Genomic DNA, 16891 nt, shown 5'->3' on the forward strand with positions numbered 1-16891 from the left:
CCGTCGTCTTTTTGGGGCCAAAAGCCGAGCCCTGACAAAGACTTGCACGGGCGGGTTGTATGGATATACAGTGTCGCGTCACTGCTTACCGTCATCCAATCTCGTGCTCACGCTTCCCGACATCGCCGCCGATTCTCCCGAGACCGAAGAACAGGCCGCAGCAGCCTATCTCGCGAAGCTGAACGATGCGCAACGTCGGGCCGTCGAATTCGGGGTCGATGGACCGGGCCGCTGCGGCGGGCCGCTGCTCGTCATTGCGGGCGCGGGGTCGGGGAAGACGAACACGCTTGCGCATCGCGTGGCGCATCTGCTGGTCAAGGGCGCGGACCCGCATCGCATTCTGCTGCTCACGTTCTCGCGCCGCGCGGCGCTCGAAATGACGCGGCGGGTGTCGCGTGTCGCGAGAAATGCGCTCGGCAACAAAAGCGCCCTCGCGCAAGGGCTGACGTGGTCGGGCACCTTCCACGGCGTCGGCGCACGGCTGTTGCGCGATTACGCCGAGATCGTCGGGCTCGCGCCCTCGTTCACGATCAACGACCGTGAAGATTCCGCCGATCTGATGAACCTCGTGCGCCACGAACTCGGACTGTCGTCGAAGGAAAAGCGCTTCCCGGCGAAGTCCACGTGCTTCGCCATTTATTCGCGCGTGATCAACACGGGCGCGTCCTTGAGCCATGTGCTCGACAAGTCGTATCCGTGGTGCCGCGAGTGGGAAGCCGATCTCAAGCGCCTGTTCGCCGCCTATGTCAGCGCCAAGCAATCGCAAAGCGTCCTCGATTACGACGACCTGCTGCTCTACTGGTCGCATCTCGCGGCTGAGCCGGCCATCGCCGCCGATCTGTCGAGCCGTTTCGATCATGTGCTCGTCGACGAGTATCAGGACACCAATCGCCTGCAGGCGACCATCCTTCTCGCGATGAAACCCGACGGGCGCGGCCTCACCGTCGTCGGCGACGATGCGCAGTCCATCTATTCGTTTCGCGGCGCGACCGTGCGCAACATCCTGGATTTTCCGCAGCACTTCGATCCGCCCGCCGCGACCGTGACGCTCGATCGGAACTACCGCTCGACGCAGCCGATTCTCGAAGCGTCGAACGCGGTCATCGGCCTCGCCGCCGAGCGCTACACGAAGGACTTATGGACCGACAAGGCATCGGCGCAGAAGCCGCGTGTCGTCTCCGTCGCCGATGAGGCCGATCAGGCGCGCTATGTCGTCGAGAAAGTGCTGGAGGCGCGCGAGGGCGGCATGAAGCTCAAATCGCAGGCCGTGCTGTTTCGCGCGGCCCATCACAGCGCGGCGCTCGAGATCGAGCTGACGCGAAAGAACATTCCGTTCGTGAAGTTCGGCGGACTGAAGTTCCTCGATTCGGTCCATGTGAAAGACGTGCTCGCCGTGCTGCGCTGGGCGGAGAATCCACGCGACCGCGTCGCGGGGTTCCGGGTCGCGCAACTGCTACCGGGCGTCGGGCCGGCTATCGCCGGACGCCTGCTCGATGGCGTCGTGCAGAACGAGCGCCCCGCCGATGCGATCGCGGCGTTCAGCGCGCCGGCACGCGCGAGCGAAGACTGGCCGCGCTTCGTCGGGCTGATGGCGAAGCTGTGCGGGCGCGAATCCGGCTGGCCCGCCGAGTTCGAAATGATCCGCCGATGGTACGAGCCGCATCTCGAGCGCAATCACGAGGACGCGGCCATCCGCATCGGCGACGTCATGCAGATGGAGAGCATCGCGTCGACGTATCCGACGCGCGAGCGCTTTCTCACCGAACTGACGCTCGATCCGCCGGACGCGACGAGCGATGAATCGGGCGTGCCGCTCATCGACGAAGACTACCTGATCCTCTCGACCATCCATTCCGCGAAGGGGCAGGAGTGGCGCAACGTGTTCGTGCTGAACGGCGTGGACGGCTGCATTCCGTCCGATCTCGGCACCGGCAGCGAAGAAGAAGTCGACGAAGAGCGCCGCCTGCTGTATGTCGCGATGACGCGGGCGAAGGAAGACCTGCACGTCATCACGCCGCAGCGCTTCTACGTCCACAATCAGACGAATCTCGGCGACCGGCACGTGTGGGCGCAGCGCACGCGCTTCATTCCGCCGCATCTGCTGCCGCATTTCGAGGCCGCCGCGTGGCCGCCGGTTCCCGTGGCCGCCGCCCCGACGGCAGCGGGACTCGCCGCCGCCGCGAAGGCGAAGATCGATATCGCCGCGCGGCTCAAGGGAATGTGGGAGTAGCGGCCGGATGCGTTAGCGGGAGGCCCGCGTCGCGCCTGCCGCTCGCGGCGCGTGTCCGAAGATGCTGCGCAGCCACGCGGCAAACCGCGTGAAGCCGTCGTAGGGCTCTTCGACGAACAGTTCCGGCCGCAGCGAGCGCAGATATTCGAGCAACTGCTGCGCTTCCTGTTTCTGCACCGAACCGTAGAAGATGTTGAGCCGCAGCAGCGCGCGCAGTTCGCCGAGCTTCTCGCGCGCCGTCGAGCCGACGTTCGTTTCCACCGCGACCTTCGCGTCGTACACACGCTGACGCAGCGAATCGGCGAGCCGCCAGGCGGGTGTCTGCATCTTTTCCTCGACCTCGCGGATATCGACTGCCGCCGACTTGATCTGCGAGGCGAGCACGTCTACCTGCGACGCATCGCCGTTCGCCTCGGTGACGATCGCGGCGGCCCATTCGCGCGAAGCCTTCAACAGATCCTCGGCGCTCCAGTCGGAACGGATCGCGAATGCGAAGCCGTGTTCCGCCGCCTGACGAATGAGGATTTCGACGACATCGGGGAACTCCTTGTCGAGCGCGCGCTTGGCCCATGCGTACTGGCCGTGCGTGAGCATGCGCTGCACGGCCTGCTCGGTGAGCGGCGTGGGATTGTCGAGCAGCTTCGCACGCAGGAAGTCCTCGAACGACGGCGTGATGAACTGAGGGTCGAGCTTGAGCGAGAGACGCAGGAACGCCTCGAAATCGCGTTGCAGCGAAGCGATCGTTTCGTCGCGCAACGAAAGGGTGATTTGGCGCATGTCGGTTTCCGGTTCCGCGCGTGGGGCGGCCGGTGGCCCCCCTGGCAGGAGATGCTGTCGGCCTGCCGCCAGGCAGAGCGGAGGCCATTCGAACCTGATATCGGCGCGGGAGCCGGAAACTTGAGGGCGTTTGTAAGGCGCGTCGTACCCGATGCAAATGGCCTAGCGCAGCACGACCAATTGCCAGAAGAAAAACACCGCGAGCGATACGGCGATCGTCAGCAGCGCGCGCCTCGTCAACGCGCACACGACGACCGCGACCGCCGCGGCCACGAGCTGCGGATTGCGCCACGAGAGTTCCGCGCCGTTGCCGTGCGGCGAGACGGTCATCGGCACGATGATCGCGGTCAGCACCGTCACCGGGACGAAGCCGAGCGCGGTCCGCACGACGGGCGGGAAGGCGAGCCGCTCGCCGAGCACGAACACGGCCGCACGGATCAGATAGGTGACGAGCGCCATGCCGAGAATGAGCAAAACGTAGTTCATCGCGCGCGCTCCTTTTTCAGACGCGGTTTCGCATCGATCATCGTGAGCACCATGCCGACGGCGACGCCCACGAGCACGGCCGCGAGCAGCCCGAGCTTGTAGGGCCAGTCCTGCCACGCGAACGACAGCACCCCGGACGCCAGCGCCGCCGTGACGAAGCGCGCCGCGACGAGTTGCGGCACGATGATCGCGATGAACGTCGCGACCATCGCGAAGTCGAGGCCGAGTGACTTGAGGCCCGGAAACGCCGCGCCGAAAAAGAGGCCGATGAGCGTCCACGCCTGCCAGTTCAGGTACATCGCGACGCCGGAGCCGAGGAAGTAGTGCGGCCCGATTTCGCCCGCCGCGCGCTTCTGATAATGGGCATAGGCGACGGCGAACACTTCGTCGGTCATGAGGCCGGCGAGCGCCCAGCGCCAGCGCGCGGGCAGATGGGCGACGTACGGCGCGAGCGTCGCCGAATACAGGATGTGCCGCAGATTGACGACGAAAGTGGTGGCCCAGATGACGGCGAAGCTGGCGTTCCCCGCGATCATCCCGACTGCGATGAACTGCGCCGATCCCGCGAACACCGCGAGCGACATGAGCTGGCCGTGCCACAGCGCGAGCGGACTCGCCGTGACGAGGGTGCCGAAGATGACGCCGAACGGCGCGGCGCCGATCATCATCGGAATGGTGTCGCGCGCGCCGGCGGCGAATTCGGTGAGCGCGCTGGGGGATGATGCGGTCAAGATGGTCCTCCTACGGCGTGTGACGTGTTGCCAGGTTGCGGAGGATATCCGGTCGTGACGCGGCGGGATAGTCTGTCCGTGCGGCGCGTGATGCGGTGCGCCTGCTTCACGGGCCGTCCGCTAGCTCGCAGCGTTTGGCGGCTCGGGCCGCTGCTCCCAGTCGATCGGCTCGTTCAAAGTCAGATGCAAGCGCGTTCGCAGTTCCGGGTGGACGTGAGCCTGAACAAGAAGCGCCATTCCGCCAATCTGTCGGGCGTGTTCGTCGGTCACAGGCGCCGAACGGTTGTCCGGCGCATCCGTGGGGACATCAAAGACGAAACCCGCTCGCTCGATCGCCGACTGGACGTCGTCCCGCCGCACGTTGCACAGCTGAAGTTGTTGCGTGTCCTCGTCGTAGAAAACGATGGTGGCACGTAGACGTTTGGACATAGTCAGTTCATTGCACGGACGAGTCATAGCCGATCCAGTCAGCCTACAGCTTCGCCGGCTCGCGTGCCGTACTCACTTCACCGGAATCGCCGTTCCCTGCGGCACCGGCACGGCGGTCACGCTGTTCTTCGCGCTGCCGCTCGCGATGCGGTCGCTGTAGGTCAGATAGACGAGCGTATTGCGCTTCGCATCGACGATCCGCACCACGTGCAGCGTCTTGAAGATGAAGGACATGCGATCCGTGAACACATCGCTCTTCTGTTTGAGCGGCTCCTTGAACGCGACCGGCCCGACCTGACGGCACGCGATCGACGCCTCAGTCGGGTCTTCCGCGATGCCGAGCGTGCCCTTCACGCCGCCCGTGCGCGCACGCGACACATAGCAGGTGACGCCGCCGACGAGCGGATCGTCGTAGGCCTCGACGCTCACGCGGTCCGAGCCGGTGATGCGGAAGTTCGTGTTGACGCTCGCGATTTCCTCCGCGTGCGCGGCAGTCGCGCCAAGCAGGAATACGAGCGATGCGGTCGATATCAGACGGGCGGCGCGGTTCATCACAATCCTTCGGAAAAAAAGAAAAGGGCGCCGTATTGTAGCGACGCCCTTCGTTGCTTCTGCTGCAGTCTGTTGCGGCCGGTTCAATGGAAGATCAGATACAGAATCACGAGCACGATAACCGGCACGCCGAGCAGCCATCCGAGCAGGTAAGGCATGTTGTCCTCCTTGCGCATGTTGTTGACGACGATTTCAGTATCGCGGGTTCGCGTAGCGCGCGTTAGCCGTGTGCGTCCGAAATGCGTGTAGGCGAAGTCCTATCGAATCTTACGAGCGCGTTACGAATTGGTCATGTCATCGTGGGAAAGGCGGCTGCGCGCCTTCTTCGCCGGGCGGTCGCGATAGAGCGCACGCACGTAGTCCAGATGCGCGCCCGCGCAGTCCCGTGCGCGCGCCGGATCGCGGGCGACGATCGCGTCGAGCATCGCGCGATGCTGGGCGAGCAGGTTGGCTTCGACTTCGTCGTCGTAATCGACGAGACGGTGCGACGTGAGCATCGATTCGCGCATGAGTTCGTTGAGCCCGTGCATCACATGCGCGAGCGCGACGTTGTGCGTCGCGTCCGCGATCGCCAGGTGAAACGCCGCGTCCTTTTCCGCGATGCGCGCGCTTTTCCGGGCGACGGCGGCCTCGAGTGCATCGAACGCCGCGCGGATTCGCGCGAGATCGGCTTCGGTCGCGCGTTCGGCAGCGTAAGCCGTGGCGAGCGTTTCGAGGCCGTGGCGCAATTCCAGTACGTCGGCGCTGGCGTCCGGCTGCTGTTGCAGCAATGCGGCGAGCGGCAGCGAAACGAGCGGCGCCGTCACGTCCGACACGACGAAGCCGCCGCGCGCCACCGCGCGAATGAAGCCATCGGATTCGAGGCGAATCAGCGCTTCCCTCAGCGACGGCCGCGACACGTTCAACTGCTCGGCGAGATCGCGCTCGGCGGGCAGACGCTGGCCGGGCAGCAGCGTGCCGTTCGAGATCAGCTCGCGAATCTGGCCGGACACGACGTCGGACAGGCGCACGCGGGCGTAGGAGTGCGAGTGGACGGGCTGGAAGGTCATCGGTCGAAGGGAATGCACAGGCAAAGACGCTGGATTAACCTAGTTTGACACGAAAGCGTCGCATCCTTAAAGTCTTGGTCAGACCAAGCTGACCAGAAACGCGGTTTCCTCCCTCGATACCCCATGAAAGTTGCCCTGTTCGTCCCCTGTTTCATCGATGCGTTCTATCCGCAGGTCGGCATCGCCACGCTCGAATTGCTGGAGCGGCTGGGCGTCGATGTTGACTATCCGCAAGATCAGACGTGCTGCGGCCAGCCGATGGCCAACAGCGGCGCGCGCAAGGAAGCCGCCGGCGCGGAGCGCGTGTTCGCGCGCAACTTCGCGGATTACGACTACGTGGTCGGGCCGTCGGCGAGTTGCACGCATCACGTGCGCGAGCATTTCACGGCCATCGAGCAAACGAACGATGTGCAGAAGGTGCGGCGCACTACCTTCGAACTGGTCGAGTTCCTGCATGACGTGCTGAAGGTCCGCGAGTTTCCGTGGGCCGAGTTTCCGCATCGTGTCGGGCTGCACAACAGCTGCAGCGCGGTGCGGCATCTGCGCGAGACATCGAATTCGGAAGTCGCCGGCACGCGGTACTCGAAGCCGCGCGCGCTGCTCGAAGGCGTGAAAGGCATCGAATTCGTCTCGCCCGCGCGGCCCGACGAATGCTGCGGCTTCGGCGGCACGTTCTCGGTGACGGAGGAAGCCGTCTCCGTGCGGATGGGACAGGACAAGGTGCGCGATCACATCGGCGCGGGCGCGGAGTACATCGTCTCCGGCGACATGTCCTGTCTCATGCATCAGCAGGGCTGCGCGGAACGCATGAAGCTCGACGCGCGGTTCATTCACATCGCGCAGGTTCTGAACGGAGCGCGCGCATGAGCAAGACCGTACGAATCGATCACGCGAAGGCGGCGGGCGCGTTCCTGCAGAAGACGGATCACGTCGCGTTCCACGACAAGCGTCTCTGGGATCTGCGCAGCAAGCGCGACGCGCAGGCGCACGGCATCCCCGAATGGGAAGCGATGCGCGAGCTGGCCTCGGGCATCAAGGAGCACACGCTGTCGAATCTCGCGGATTACATCGCGCAGTTCGTGGATCGTGCGGAGAAGAACGGCGTCGTTGTCCACTTCGCGGCCAACGCGGAAGAACACAACGCGCTCGTCCACAAGCTGATGAGCGAGCGGGGCATGACGACGCTCGTAAAAAGCAAGTCGATGCTCACCGACGAGTGCTACATGCGCGACTATCTGGAGCCGCGGGGCATCACGGTGATGGAAACCGATCTCGGCGAACGCATCCAGCAGCTCGATCATCAGGACCCGAGCCATATGGTCGTGCCGGCGGTCCACAAGCTGCGCGCGGACGTGGCGGAACTGTTCGGGAAGACCATCGGCACCGATCCGAACAACAGCGACATCCACTATCTCGCCGAAAGCCAGCGCATGAACACGCGGCCGTACTTCGTGCGCGAGAACACGGCGGGCATGACGGGCTGCAACTTCGCGGTGGCGGAAACGGGGACGGTCGTCGTCTGCACGAACGAGGGCAACGCAGACTTGTCCGCGAATGTGCCGCCGCTGCATATCGCATCCATCGGCATCGAGAAGATCATTCCGACGATCGCCGATCTCGGCGTGTTCGTGCGCATGCTGTCGAGAAGCGCGCTCGGCTCGCCGATCACGCAGTACACATCGCACTTTCGCGCGCCGCGGCCGGGGACGGAGATGCACTACATCCTCGTCGACAACGGACGCTCCGAGCGGCTCGCGCTCGACGACTTCTGGTATTCGCTGAAGTGCATCCGCTGCGGCGCGTGCATGAACACGTGCCCGGTGTATCGGCGAAGCGGGGGGCTGTCGTATGGCGGCACGTATTCGGGGCCGATCGGCGCGATCATCAACCCGACGCACGACCTGAAACGCTATAGCAGCCTGCCGTTCGCGTCGACGATGAACGGCAGTTGCACCAACGTCTGTCCGACGAAAGTGAACATTCACGAGCAGATCTACAAGTGGCGCGAGGTGATCGCGGAGCGTCACGAAGTGCCGTTCGTGAAGAAGGAAGTGCTGAAGATGGCGGGGCGTCTGCTGGCGAGTCCGACGCTTTATCGCGCGACGGTCGCGTCGCTTGGCGGCGCGCTGAAGCGGCTGCCCAACTTCGTGCTGTATAACCCGCTCAACATCTGGGGACGCCAGCGCGACTTGCCCGAAGCGCCCGCCGAGACTTTCCACGAGTGGTACAAGAAGAACCGGAAGCAAGCCAAATGACGACTCGCGAAGCCTTTCTCTCGAAGATTCGCGCGGCGCAGCCCGCATCGCGCCCGCGTCCCGATCTGCCGGTGTTCCCGTCGCCGGAAGGCGATCTGATGACGCGCTTCATCACCGCGCTTACCACGATGGGCGGAACATGCGCCCACGCACACAGCCTCGCCGATGTCGACGCGATGATCGCCGCGCGCTTCGGCGAGGGCGCGGTGGTGGCGTCGGCGGTGGAGGGCATCAGGGCTACGCGCAGGCTGTCGCCGGATACCGCGCCGGCGTCGCTGCAGGATGTCGATGTGGGCGTCGTGCGTGGACGGTTCGGCGTCGCGGAAACGGGCTCCGTGTGGTTCAGCGAGGAAGAATACGTCGTCAATTCGATCGGCTATCTCGTGCAGCATCTCGTCGTGCTGCTCGATCCCGCACAACTCGTCGATGGCTTGCAGCAGGTTTATCGTCGGCCCGATTTTCAGTCGGCGCGCTATGCGGTGCTCGTGACGGGGCCGTCCGCGACGGCGGATATCGAAGGCGTGCTGATTCGCGGCGCGCAGGGCGTGCGCTCGCTGACGGTCGTGTGGATGGAGTAGCGCCATAAGACCGCCATCGCAAAGCAGGCACTTCGAGATGTAACCAGCGGGCTGGTTGAAAACCTCGAGACAATTGCCGGGAGCCAGATCGAATGCAGATAGCCGAACGCGCGTCCGAGTTGCAGACGAATCCGTCAGTCAATGCAACTGATTGAATGAGCGGAAACGCTGGAAGACGGGCAGTGGAGAAACACTGGCGGAAAAACAAAAAGCCCAGTCATTCGACTGGGCTTTTTGTTTGATGCTTTTGGCTCCCCGACCTGGGCTCGAACCAGGGACCTACGGATTAACAGTCCGGCGCTCTACCGACTGAGCTATCGGGGAACATCTACTACTTGAAACCGATTGAAAAGCCCTGTATTCCACTGGGCTGATGAAAACTGCTTGCTGAAGCTTTTGGCTCCCCGACCTGGGCTCGAACCAGGGACCTACGGATTAACAGTCCGGCGCTCTACCGACTGAGCTATCGGGGAACATCTACAGCAGAGAAGCGGAATTATAGGGAGCGTCTGCTACCCTGTCAACGCCGAATCTTCACTCAATACGACTTGTTTCACTGCGTCGAACTTCTCTTAAGGCCGCGCGCGCCTTGCCGACGCGCGACAAGACCTCAACGCTCGAGCAGATTCAACTTGTCCTTCACGTCCTTGAACTCCTCGGCTTCGGGCAACGGCGCCTTCGTCTTGGTGATGCTCGGCCAGTTGCGTGCGAGTTCGGCGTTCAGTTCGGTGAAGTGCTGCTGGTCGCCCGGCACGTCTTCCTCGGCGTAGATGGCATTCACCGGGCATTCGGCCACGCACACGGCGCAGTCGATGCACTCGTCCGGATCGATCGCGAGAAAGTTGGGACCTTCACGGAAGCAATCCACCGGGCACACGTCCACACAGTCGGTGTAGCGGCACTTGATGCAGCTTTCGGTCACAACGTGAGTCATTCAGGCTCCTGCATGCGGAAATCGTGGGGGTGGCGCCCGGCGCGCTGCATGGGCACGGCGGGTCGCTCGCCAAAACGCATATTGTAGCGTAACGGTAAAAACCGGCGCGAGGGCCACGGGGCATGGCTTATATCGATTCGCAATGTATGTATGCCCCCTCCCTAAAAAGGGCGCGCATTCGGGTAACATGGATCAAAGGCCTGCGGCGCGTCGCCGTGCGGTCGCCTCGCTCCGATGTGTCCCAGTCAGAACCATGATCATCAATTCGCTGCTCGATACCGATCTCTACAAGTTCACGATGATGCAGGTCGTGCTGCATCACTTCCCGGCCGCACATGTGGAATATCGCTTTCGCTGCCGCACGCCGGATGCCGACCTCGTGCCATACATCGACGAGATCCGCGACGAAGTGCGCCAGCTCTGCAGCCTGCGTTTCAGGGAAGAAGAGCTCGACTACCTGCGGCGCATGCGCTTCATGAAGAGCGATTTCATCGACTTCCTCGCGCTCTTTCATCTCAACGAGAAGTCCATCCGCATTTCGCCGTCGCCGAAAAACAATGGCGAGATCGACATCATGATCGAAGGGCCGTGGCTGCATACGATCCTCTTCGAGATTCCGGTGCTCGCGATCGTCAACGAAGTCTATTTCCGCAACACGCAGCGAAAGCCCGAGTACGAAACCGGGCGCGAGCGCCTGCGCGACAAGATCAAGCTGCTCGCCACGCCGCCCGAATACTCCGATTGCAAGATCGCCGATTACGGCACGCGCCGCCGCTTCTCGAAGCAGTGGCACGAGGAAGTCGTGCTGACGCTGAAGGAACGGCTCGGCGAGCAGTTCGCCGGCACGAGCAATGTCTTCTACGCGATGAAACACGGCCTGCGTCCGCTCGGCACGATGGCGCATGAATATCTGCAGGCGTGTCAGGCGCTCGGCCCGCGCCTGCGCGATTCGCAAATCTTCGGCTTCGAGATGTGGGCGAAGGAATATCGCGGGGATCTGGGCATCGCGCTGTCGGACGTGTACGGCATGAAGGCGTTTCTGCGCGACTTCGACATGTACTTCTGCAAGCTTTTCGACGGCGCGCGCCACGATTCCGGCGATCCCTTCGACTGGGGCGAGCGCCTTATCCGGCATTACGAGGAAAATCGCTGCGACCCGCGCACGAAGGTGCTCGTGTTCTCGGACGCGCTCGATATCCCCAAGGTGCTGCAACTCTACGAACGCTTTCGAGGACGCTGCCAGCTCGCGTTCGGCGTCGGCACCAACCTCACGAACGATCTCGGCTATCAGCCGCTGCAGATCGTCATCAAGATGGTTCGCTGCAACGGGCAGCCGGTCGCCAAGCTCTCCGATTCGCCGGGCAAGAACATGTGCGACGACAAGGCGTATCTCGCCTATCTGCGCCAGGTGTTCGGCATCGAGCAGCCCGTCGGGGAAGGCTGAATTCCACGCGGCCTATGCCGTTCGGCCGAGGTCCGTGCGCGCGGACCGGTCGATATAATCGGCTCCTCAACGCGGATTCATCGCCGCGAACGTTTCCCCGCAAGCAACATGAGGACGGCACCATGGATACATCGGCCGCGCGCCGCAACATTCTCGCGCGCATTCGCAGCGCGCAGGGCAGACGAGGCGCGCCGACAGACGCCGAACGCGCCGCCGCCGCCGAATACCTGATGCGGCATCCCGCTGGTCCGCGCCCGCCGCTTCCTGCCACGCGCGATGAACTCATCGCGCGTTTTCGTCTGGAGGCCGAACGGCTTGCGACGACCGTCGCCGAAGTCGGCACGCTCGACGAAGCGCCGGCCGAAGCCGCGCGCTATCTCCACGCGCTCGATCTTTCATGCGATGTCGTCGCGTGGCCCGCGCTCGGCAGTCTGCCGTGGGCGCAAGCGGGCATCGGCGCATCGCTTCGCAAGCCTGCGGATGCGGATCTCGTCGGCATCACCGGATGCTTCTGCGCGACCGCCGAGACCGGCTCGCTCGTGCTGCTGTCGGGCGCGGACACGCCCGCGTCCGGCGCATTGCTGCCGCAAACGCATATCGCCATCGTGCCGGCGTCGCGCATCGTTGCATCGCACGAAGATGCATTCGCGCTGATCCGCGCGGAGCGGGGCGAATTGCCGCGCGCCGTGAACTTCGTGTCGGGACCGTCGCGCACGGGCGATATCGAGCAGACCATCGTGCTCGGCGCGCATGGGCCGTATCGCGTGCATGTGATCGTCGTGCGGGGAGCGTGAGCAGCATGCGGCGTTTCGTTTTGGGCTTTTTGCCGGCGTTTTTCGCAGCGTCCGGCGCATCGGCGGCCACGCTCGATGGCGTTTCGCTTTCTGCGGCGTGGGGCATTCCGTTCATCGGCATCCTGCTTTCCATCGCGGTGTTTCCGCTCGTCGCGCACCGGTTCTGGCATCACCATTTCGGCAAGATCGCGGCGGCGTGGGCGCTGCTGCTGCTCGTGCCGTTCGCCTTCGCATTCGGCGCCGGCATTGCGTTCGGCGTGCTCGTCCACGCGATGCTCGAAGAATACGTGCCGTTCATCGTTCTGCTCGCGTCGCTTTATACGGTGGCGGGCGGCATCTGCGTGCGCGGCAACCTGCACGGCTCGCCGCGCGTCAACACGGCGCTGCTCGCGCTCGGCACCGCGCTCGCAAGCGTGATGGGAACGACCGGCGCGGCCATGCTGCTCATTCGTCCGTTGCTGCGCGCGAACGACAACCGCAAGCATGTGGTGCATGTCGTCGTGTTCTTCATCTTTCTGGTGGCGAACGCAGGCGGCTCGTTGTCGCCGCTCGGCGATCCGCCGCTCTTCCTCGGCTTCCTGAACGGCGTCGGCTTCTTCTGGACCACGCTGCATCTCGCGCTGCCGATGCTCTTTATCTGCGGCATCCTGCTCGCGCTCTTCTATGCGCTCGATACCTACTACTGGCGCAAGAAAGAGGAAACGCGCTCGGGCTTCCTGGATCCGACGCCGGACACGCGCAACCTGGGCATCGACGGCAAGATCAACTTCGCGCTGCTCGCGGCGATCGTCGTGCTCGTGTTGATGAGCGGCGTGTGGAAGCCCGGCGTTTCGTTCGACGTGTTCGGCGCGCACGTCGCGCTGCAAAACATCGTGCGGGATGCGGCGCTGGTCGTGGTCCTGATTGCGTCCCTCGCCCTGACGCCAAAAAGCGCGCGCGCAGGCAACGCGTTCGACTGGGCGCCGATCCAGGAAGTCGCGAAGCTCTTCGCCGCCATCTTCGTGACGATCGCGCCGGTCATCACGATCCTGCGCGCGGGCGAGGCGGGCGCATTCGCGGGCATCGTGCACGCGGTATCGGATGCGAACGGCAAGCCCATCGATCTCGCATACTTCTGGGCGACGGGCCTCTTGTCCTCGTTTCTCGACAACGCGCCGACCTATCTCGTGTTCTTCAATCTCGCGGGCGGCGATGCAGAGATGCTGATGACTTCCGGCGCCACGACGCTCGCCGCCATCTCGGCGGGCGCGGTGTTCATGGGCGCGAACACGTATATCGGCAACGCGCCGAATTTCATGGTGAAGGCGATCGCGGAATCGCGCGGCATCCGTATGCCCGGTTTCTTCGGCTATATGGGCTGGTCGTGTGTCGTCCTGTTGCCGCTCTTCGCTGTTTCCGGCTGGCTATTTTTCTAGGAGCAATCGATGAAGAAGGTACTTGTCGCACGTCCCACTTTTCCCGATGTGATCGAGCGCCTGAAGCAGTATTTCGAAGTCGATCTCAATCCGGGCGACGTGCTTGCGCAAGACGAGTTCGCCCGGCGTCTTGCAGACAAGGACGGCGCGTTCACGGCCGGCGAGATGGTCGGCGAGAAGGAACTGGCGGGCGCGCCTCACCTTAAGGTGGTCGCCAACATGGCGGTCGGCTACAACAACTTCGACATGCAGGCGTTCAACGCGCACAACGTGCTCGGCACGAACACGCCTAACGTGCTCAACGAATCCACCGCCGATTTCGGCTGGGCGCTGATGATGGCAGCGGCGCGCCGCGTCACCGAGTCGGAGCACTTCCTGCGCGCGGGCAAGTGGCAGAAGTGGTCATTCGACTCCTTCCTCGGCGCGGATGTCTACGGCTCGACGCTCGGCGTGATCGGCATGGGACGCATCGGCCAGGCGCTCGCGCGGCGGGCCAGCGGCTTCAACATGCGCGTGGTCTATCACAACCGCTCGCGTGTCGCGCCGGAGATCGAGGCCGAACTGAATGCCGAATACGCGTCGAAGGAAGACTTGCTCAGGCGCGCGGATCACGTCGTGCTCGTCGTGCCGTATTCGAAGGAAAGCCATCACACGATCGGCGCGGCCGAACTCGCGCTGATGAAGCCGACGGCGACGCTGACGAACATCGCGCGTGGCGGAATCGTCGATGACGCCGCATTGATCGACGCGCTGCGCGAGAAGCGCATCGCGGCGGCGGGCCTCGATGTGTTCGAAGGCGAGCCGGATCTGAACCCGGGTTTTCTCGCGCTCGACAATGTCGTGCTGACGCCGCATATCGCGAGCGCGACCGAAGCGACGCGCCGCGCGATGGCCAATCTCGCCGCGGACAACCTGATCGCCGCATTGGGCGAAGGGCCGCGCGCCGGCAATCCGCCGAATCCGATCAACCCCGGCGTGCTCGCGAAATGATCGAAGTGCTGTACGGCGCGGTCGCGGTGCTGGCGGTTGCGCTCGTCATCGTGCTGCTCGCGCTGCTTTCGATGATGCGGCGCGGATCGAACGTCGATATCGAAGAGGAGTTCGCCGCGCTGACCGATCGCGTGAACGACATGGGGGAAGCGCATGCGCGCGCGCAGGAGCGGCTCGAACGCGGCTTGCGCGGCGACATCGCCGAGAGCGCGCGCGTGTCGCGGATGGAATCGCAAGGCGGCTTCGCGCAGTTCCATCAGACGCTCTCGACCCAACTGGCGAGCACGTCGAGCGTACAGAATGCGCAGTTCGACGCGCTCGCGCAGCAACTCGCGCAGCAAAGCCAGCAGGCTCGCGAGGATCAGGGCAACGCACTCAAGCGCTTCGCCGATTCGATGACGCTGCATCTCGCGCAACTGTCGGAGACGAACGATCGCCGGCTCGCCGAAGTGCGCGCGACGCTCGAAGCGCGTCTCAAGGACATCGAAGCGAACAACGCCGCGAAGCTCGAAGAAATGCGCCGCACCGTCGATGAAAAGCTGCACGCCACGCTGGAGCAGCGGCTCGGCGAATCGTTCAGGCTGGTGTCGGAGCGGCTCGAGCAGGTGCATCGCGGACTGGGCGAGATGCAATCGCTGGCGGCGGGCGTCGGCGATCTCAAGAAGGTGCTTACCAACGTCAAGACGCGCGGAATCTGGGGCGAAGTGCAGCTCGAATCGCTGCTGGAACAGTTGCTGACGCCCGATCAGTACGCGAAGAACGTCGCGACGATTCCGAAGAGCACCGAGCGCGTCGAGTTCGCAATCAGGTTGCCGGGCCGGCACGATGCGCCCGGCATAGCCGGTTCGTCGGGCGATGTCGCCACGCCGGTGTGGCTGCCCATCGACGCCAAGTTTCCGCGCGAGGACTACGAGCGTCTGATCGATGCTCAGGAGCGCGCCGACCCGTTGGCGGTGGAGGAGGCATCGCGTGCGCTGGAAGGACGCCTGCGCGCCGAGGCGAAAGTCATCGCGCAGAAGTATGTCGCGCCGCCTCATACGACCGACTTCGCGTTGCTCTTCTTGCCGACCGAGGGCTTGTACGCGGAAGTGCTGCGTCGTCCGGGCCTGAGCGACTTTCTTCAGCGCGAGTATCGCGTGACCATCGCCGGCCCGACGACCCTGACCGCATTGCTCAACAGCCTGCAGATGGGCTTCCGGACACTTGCTATCGAGAAGCGGTCGAGCGAAGTGTGGCAGGTGCTGGGCGCGGTGAAGACCGAGTTCGGAAAGTTCGGCGACGTGCTCGCGAAGACGAAGGCGCAACTGGAAACCGTCACGCGCTCGATCGAGGCGGCGCAGACACGCACGCGTCAGATGGGCAAGCGCCTGCGCGACGTGGAGGCGTTGCCGCATGAACAGGCGGCCGGCTTGCTCGGGGATGCGTCGTCGCCCGAAAGCGACGAAGAACTTTGAGCGGCGTTCAGTCCGCCGCGCTGGCGAGGCGGTTCAGCGAATCGCCCGTCACGCGCACGACGCGCCAGTCGGGCAGCACGGTCGCGCCCATCTTCTCGTAGAAGTCGATCGCGTTCTGGTTCCAATCGAGCACCGACCACTCGAATCGTCCACACTCGCGTTGGACCGCAATCGCGGCGAGCTTTTTCAGCATCATCGTGCCGAGGCCGCTGCCGCGCAGCGCGGGCCGCACGTACAGGTCTTCCAGATACAGACCGCGCCTGGCGAGAAAGGTCGAGAAGTTGTGGAAGAAGAGGGCGTATCCCACGACTTCGCTCGCCTGCTCCGCGACGAGCGCTTCCGCTGCGGGCCGCGCGCCGAAGAGCGCATCGTGCAGGCTGTTCTCCGTTGCGACGAACAGATGCGTGAGCTTCTCGAACTCGGCGAGTTCGTACATCAGCGCAAAGACCGCGCCGACGTCGGCGGGCGTGGCGGCGCGGATCGACGCGGCGCTCATGCTTCCTCCGGCGCGTCGGACAACACGATCTCGATGCCGCCGAAGCGCGACGCCACCCAGTTGTACGCGTGGCACGCGATCCACAGCAGAATGAAGCCGAGGATCGCGTTCAGCAGCAGGGCGCTCGTGACCGTGCTGAATTCGACGGAGCCGTATCGCACGAACGCGACCACCACGCCCAGCAGCACGATCGGCACGCTGAACGTCAAATACACGAGGATCAGCGCCTTCGCGGTCTGCCCCGGCGCGATGAAGGAAATCTGCTTTTTCATGGGAG

The 16891-nt window shown here is 64.0% G+C and carries 18 protein-coding genes and 2 tRNA genes; 9 read left to right on the forward strand and 11 right to left on the reverse strand.

What is annotated here, in order from left to right; genetic code table 11:
* Positions 1–103: 103 nt before the first annotated feature.
* Positions 104–2230, forward strand: a complete 2127-nt coding sequence (locus P9220_RS07980; protein WP_309765423.1) for an ATP-dependent helicase — start codon at positions 104–106, stop codon at positions 2228–2230.
* A 12-nt stretch (positions 2231–2242) separates the two neighbouring features.
* Here the strand turns inward: P9220_RS07980 and P9220_RS07985 are convergent, their stop codons facing one another.
* The 6 genes from P9220_RS07985 to P9220_RS08010 form a co-directional block, all read right to left on the reverse strand.
* The gene (locus P9220_RS07985; RefSeq protein WP_309764357.1) at positions 2243–3007 is read right to left on the reverse strand and encodes a DUF4088 family protein; all 765 of its coding nucleotides are present in this window, start codon (positions 3005–3007) and stop codon (positions 2243–2245) included.
* A 162-nt stretch (positions 3008–3169) separates the two neighbouring features.
* Positions 3170–3493, reverse strand: a complete 324-nt coding sequence (locus P9220_RS07990; protein ID WP_309764358.1) for an AzlD domain-containing protein — start codon at positions 3491–3493, stop codon at positions 3170–3172.
* Entirely contained in the window at positions 3490–4161 is a 672-nt protein-coding gene (locus P9220_RS07995; protein WP_309765424.1) for an AzlC family ABC transporter permease, read from the reverse strand. The genes P9220_RS07990 and P9220_RS07995 overlap by 4 nt, the downstream gene beginning before the upstream one ends.
* A gap of 183 nt (positions 4162–4344) precedes the next feature.
* Positions 4345–4653 (reverse strand): hypothetical protein, encoded by a 309-nt coding sequence (locus P9220_RS08000; RefSeq protein ID WP_309764360.1) that lies wholly within the window; start codon positions 4651–4653, stop codon positions 4345–4347.
* 72 nt (positions 4654–4725) lie between these two features.
* On the reverse strand, positions 4726–5205 hold the full coding sequence (locus P9220_RS08005; protein WP_309764361.1) for a CreA family protein: 480 nt from the start codon (positions 5203–5205) through the stop codon (positions 4726–4728).
* A 278-nt stretch (positions 5206–5483) separates the two neighbouring features.
* A complete protein-coding gene (locus tag P9220_RS08010; RefSeq protein WP_309764362.1) occupies positions 5484–6254 on the reverse strand; it encodes an FCD domain-containing protein in 771 nt (256 codons plus the stop codon).
* Positions 6255–6377: 123 nt separating this feature from the next.
* Here P9220_RS08010 and P9220_RS08015 point away from each other — a divergent pair, with 123 nt between their 5' ends.
* Genes P9220_RS08015 through P9220_RS08025 form a run of 3 tightly spaced genes read left to right on the forward strand, consistent with a single transcriptional unit; the run spans position 6378 to position 9087 of the window.
* The gene (locus P9220_RS08015; protein ID WP_309764363.1) at positions 6378–7121 is read left to right on the forward strand and encodes a (Fe-S)-binding protein; all 744 of its coding nucleotides are present in this window, start codon (positions 6378–6380) and stop codon (positions 7119–7121) included.
* Positions 7118–8509, forward strand: coding sequence for a lactate utilization protein B (locus P9220_RS08020; protein ID WP_309764364.1), 1392 nt, complete (start codon positions 7118–7120; stop codon positions 8507–8509). The genes P9220_RS08015 and P9220_RS08020 overlap by 4 nt, the downstream gene beginning before the upstream one ends.
* Entirely contained in the window at positions 8506–9087 is a 582-nt protein-coding gene (locus P9220_RS08025; RefSeq protein ID WP_309764365.1) for an LUD domain-containing protein, read from the forward strand. The genes P9220_RS08020 and P9220_RS08025 overlap by 4 nt, the downstream gene beginning before the upstream one ends.
* A gap of 248 nt (positions 9088–9335) precedes the next feature.
* Here P9220_RS08025 and P9220_RS08030 read toward each other — a convergent pair.
* From P9220_RS08030 to fdxA, 3 genes are all read right to left on the reverse strand, one after another.
* Positions 9336–9411: transfer RNA gene (locus tag P9220_RS08030), tRNA-Asn, on the reverse strand.
* Between the two features lie 73 nt (positions 9412–9484).
* Positions 9485–9560 (reverse strand) — tRNA-Asn (locus P9220_RS08035).
* Positions 9561–9697: 137 nt separating this feature from the next.
* On the reverse strand, positions 9698–10021 hold the full coding sequence (fdxA, locus tag P9220_RS08040; protein WP_035959621.1) for a ferredoxin FdxA: 324 nt from the start codon (positions 10019–10021) through the stop codon (positions 9698–9700).
* 253 nt (positions 10022–10274) lie between these two features.
* Between fdxA and pncB the strand changes: the two genes are divergently transcribed.
* From pncB to P9220_RS08065, 5 genes are all read left to right on the forward strand, one after another.
* Positions 10275–11465: a nicotinate phosphoribosyltransferase gene (pncB, locus tag P9220_RS08045; RefSeq protein ID WP_309764366.1), complete on the forward strand. Its 1191-nt coding sequence runs from the start codon at positions 10275–10277 to the stop codon at positions 11463–11465.
* 122 nt (positions 11466–11587) lie between these two features.
* Entirely contained in the window at positions 11588–12259 is a 672-nt protein-coding gene (locus P9220_RS08050) for a lactate utilization protein C (RefSeq protein ID WP_309764367.1), read from the forward strand.
* Positions 12260–12264: 5 nt separating this feature from the next.
* A complete protein-coding gene (locus P9220_RS08055) occupies positions 12265–13674 on the forward strand; it encodes a sodium:proton antiporter (protein WP_309764368.1) in 1410 nt (469 codons plus the stop codon).
* Between the two features lie 9 nt (positions 13675–13683).
* Positions 13684–14664 (forward strand): D-glycerate dehydrogenase, encoded by a 981-nt coding sequence (locus P9220_RS08060; RefSeq protein ID WP_309764369.1) that lies wholly within the window; start codon positions 13684–13686, stop codon positions 14662–14664.
* On the forward strand, positions 14661–16118 hold the full coding sequence (locus tag P9220_RS08065) for a DNA recombination protein RmuC (protein WP_309764370.1): 1458 nt from the start codon (positions 14661–14663) through the stop codon (positions 16116–16118). Before P9220_RS08060 ends, P9220_RS08065 begins: the two co-directional genes overlap by 4 nt.
* Positions 16119–16125: 7 nt before the next feature.
* On the opposite strand, the gene P9220_RS08070 is transcribed toward P9220_RS08065, so the two are convergent.
* Together P9220_RS08070 and P9220_RS08075 are read right to left on the reverse strand one after the other, a co-directional pair.
* Entirely contained in the window at positions 16126–16614 is a 489-nt protein-coding gene (locus tag P9220_RS08070; RefSeq protein WP_309764371.1) for a GNAT family N-acetyltransferase, read from the reverse strand.
* Complete coding sequence (locus tag P9220_RS08075) at positions 16611–16886, reverse strand: hypothetical protein (protein ID WP_035959615.1); 276 nt, start codon at positions 16884–16886, stop codon at positions 16611–16613. Before P9220_RS08075 ends, P9220_RS08070 begins: the two co-directional genes overlap by 4 nt.
* Positions 16887–16891: the final 5 nt, after the last annotated feature.

The sequence above is a fragment of the Caballeronia sp. LZ016 genome (assembly GCF_031450805.1).
In the GTDB taxonomy this organism is placed as follows: Bacteria; Pseudomonadota; Gammaproteobacteria; order Burkholderiales; family Burkholderiaceae; genus Caballeronia.

Excerpts from the sequence above, each read along its gene's own strand:
- P9220_RS07985 (WP_309764357.1), bottom strand. The coding sequence starts at position 3,007 with ATGCGCCAAATCACCCTTTCGTTGCGCGACGAAACGATCGCTTCGCTG.
- P9220_RS07990 (WP_309764358.1), bottom strand. The coding sequence starts at position 3,493 with ATGAACTACGTTTTGCTCATTCTCGGCATGGCGCTCGTCACCTATCTG.
- P9220_RS07995 (WP_309765424.1), bottom strand. The coding sequence starts at position 4,161 with ATGATGATCGGCGCCGCGCCGTTCGGCGTCATCTTCGGCACCCTCGTC.
- P9220_RS08000 (WP_309764360.1), bottom strand. The coding sequence starts at position 4,653 with ATGTCCAAACGTCTACGTGCCACCATCGTTTTCTACGACGAGGACACG.
- P9220_RS08005 (WP_309764361.1), bottom strand. The coding sequence starts at position 5,205 with ATGAACCGCGCCGCCCGTCTGATATCGACCGCATCGCTCGTATTCCTG.
- P9220_RS08010 (WP_309764362.1), bottom strand. The coding sequence starts at position 6,254 with ATGACCTTCCAGCCCGTCCACTCGCACTCCTACGCCCGCGTGCGCCTG.
- P9220_RS08015 (WP_309764363.1), top strand. The coding sequence starts at position 6,378 with ATGAAAGTTGCCCTGTTCGTCCCCTGTTTCATCGATGCGTTCTATCCG.
- P9220_RS08020 (WP_309764364.1), top strand. The coding sequence starts at position 7,118 with ATGAGCAAGACCGTACGAATCGATCACGCGAAGGCGGCGGGCGCGTTC.
- P9220_RS08025 (WP_309764365.1), top strand. The coding sequence starts at position 8,506 with ATGACGACTCGCGAAGCCTTTCTCTCGAAGATTCGCGCGGCGCAGCCC.
- fdxA (WP_035959621.1), bottom strand. The coding sequence starts at position 10,021 with ATGACTCACGTTGTGACCGAAAGCTGCATCAAGTGCCGCTACACCGAC.
- pncB (WP_309764366.1), top strand. The coding sequence starts at position 10,275 with ATGATCATCAATTCGCTGCTCGATACCGATCTCTACAAGTTCACGATG.
- P9220_RS08050 (WP_309764367.1), top strand. The coding sequence starts at position 11,588 with ATGGATACATCGGCCGCGCGCCGCAACATTCTCGCGCGCATTCGCAGC.
- P9220_RS08055 (WP_309764368.1), top strand. The coding sequence starts at position 12,265 with ATGCGGCGTTTCGTTTTGGGCTTTTTGCCGGCGTTTTTCGCAGCGTCC.
- P9220_RS08060 (WP_309764369.1), top strand. The coding sequence starts at position 13,684 with ATGAAGAAGGTACTTGTCGCACGTCCCACTTTTCCCGATGTGATCGAG.
- P9220_RS08065 (WP_309764370.1), top strand. The coding sequence starts at position 14,661 with ATGATCGAAGTGCTGTACGGCGCGGTCGCGGTGCTGGCGGTTGCGCTC.
- P9220_RS08070 (WP_309764371.1), bottom strand. The coding sequence starts at position 16,614 with ATGAGCGCCGCGTCGATCCGCGCCGCCACGCCCGCCGACGTCGGCGCG.
- P9220_RS08075 (WP_035959615.1), bottom strand. The coding sequence starts at position 16,886 with ATGAAAAAGCAGATTTCCTTCATCGCGCCGGGGCAGACCGCGAAGGCG.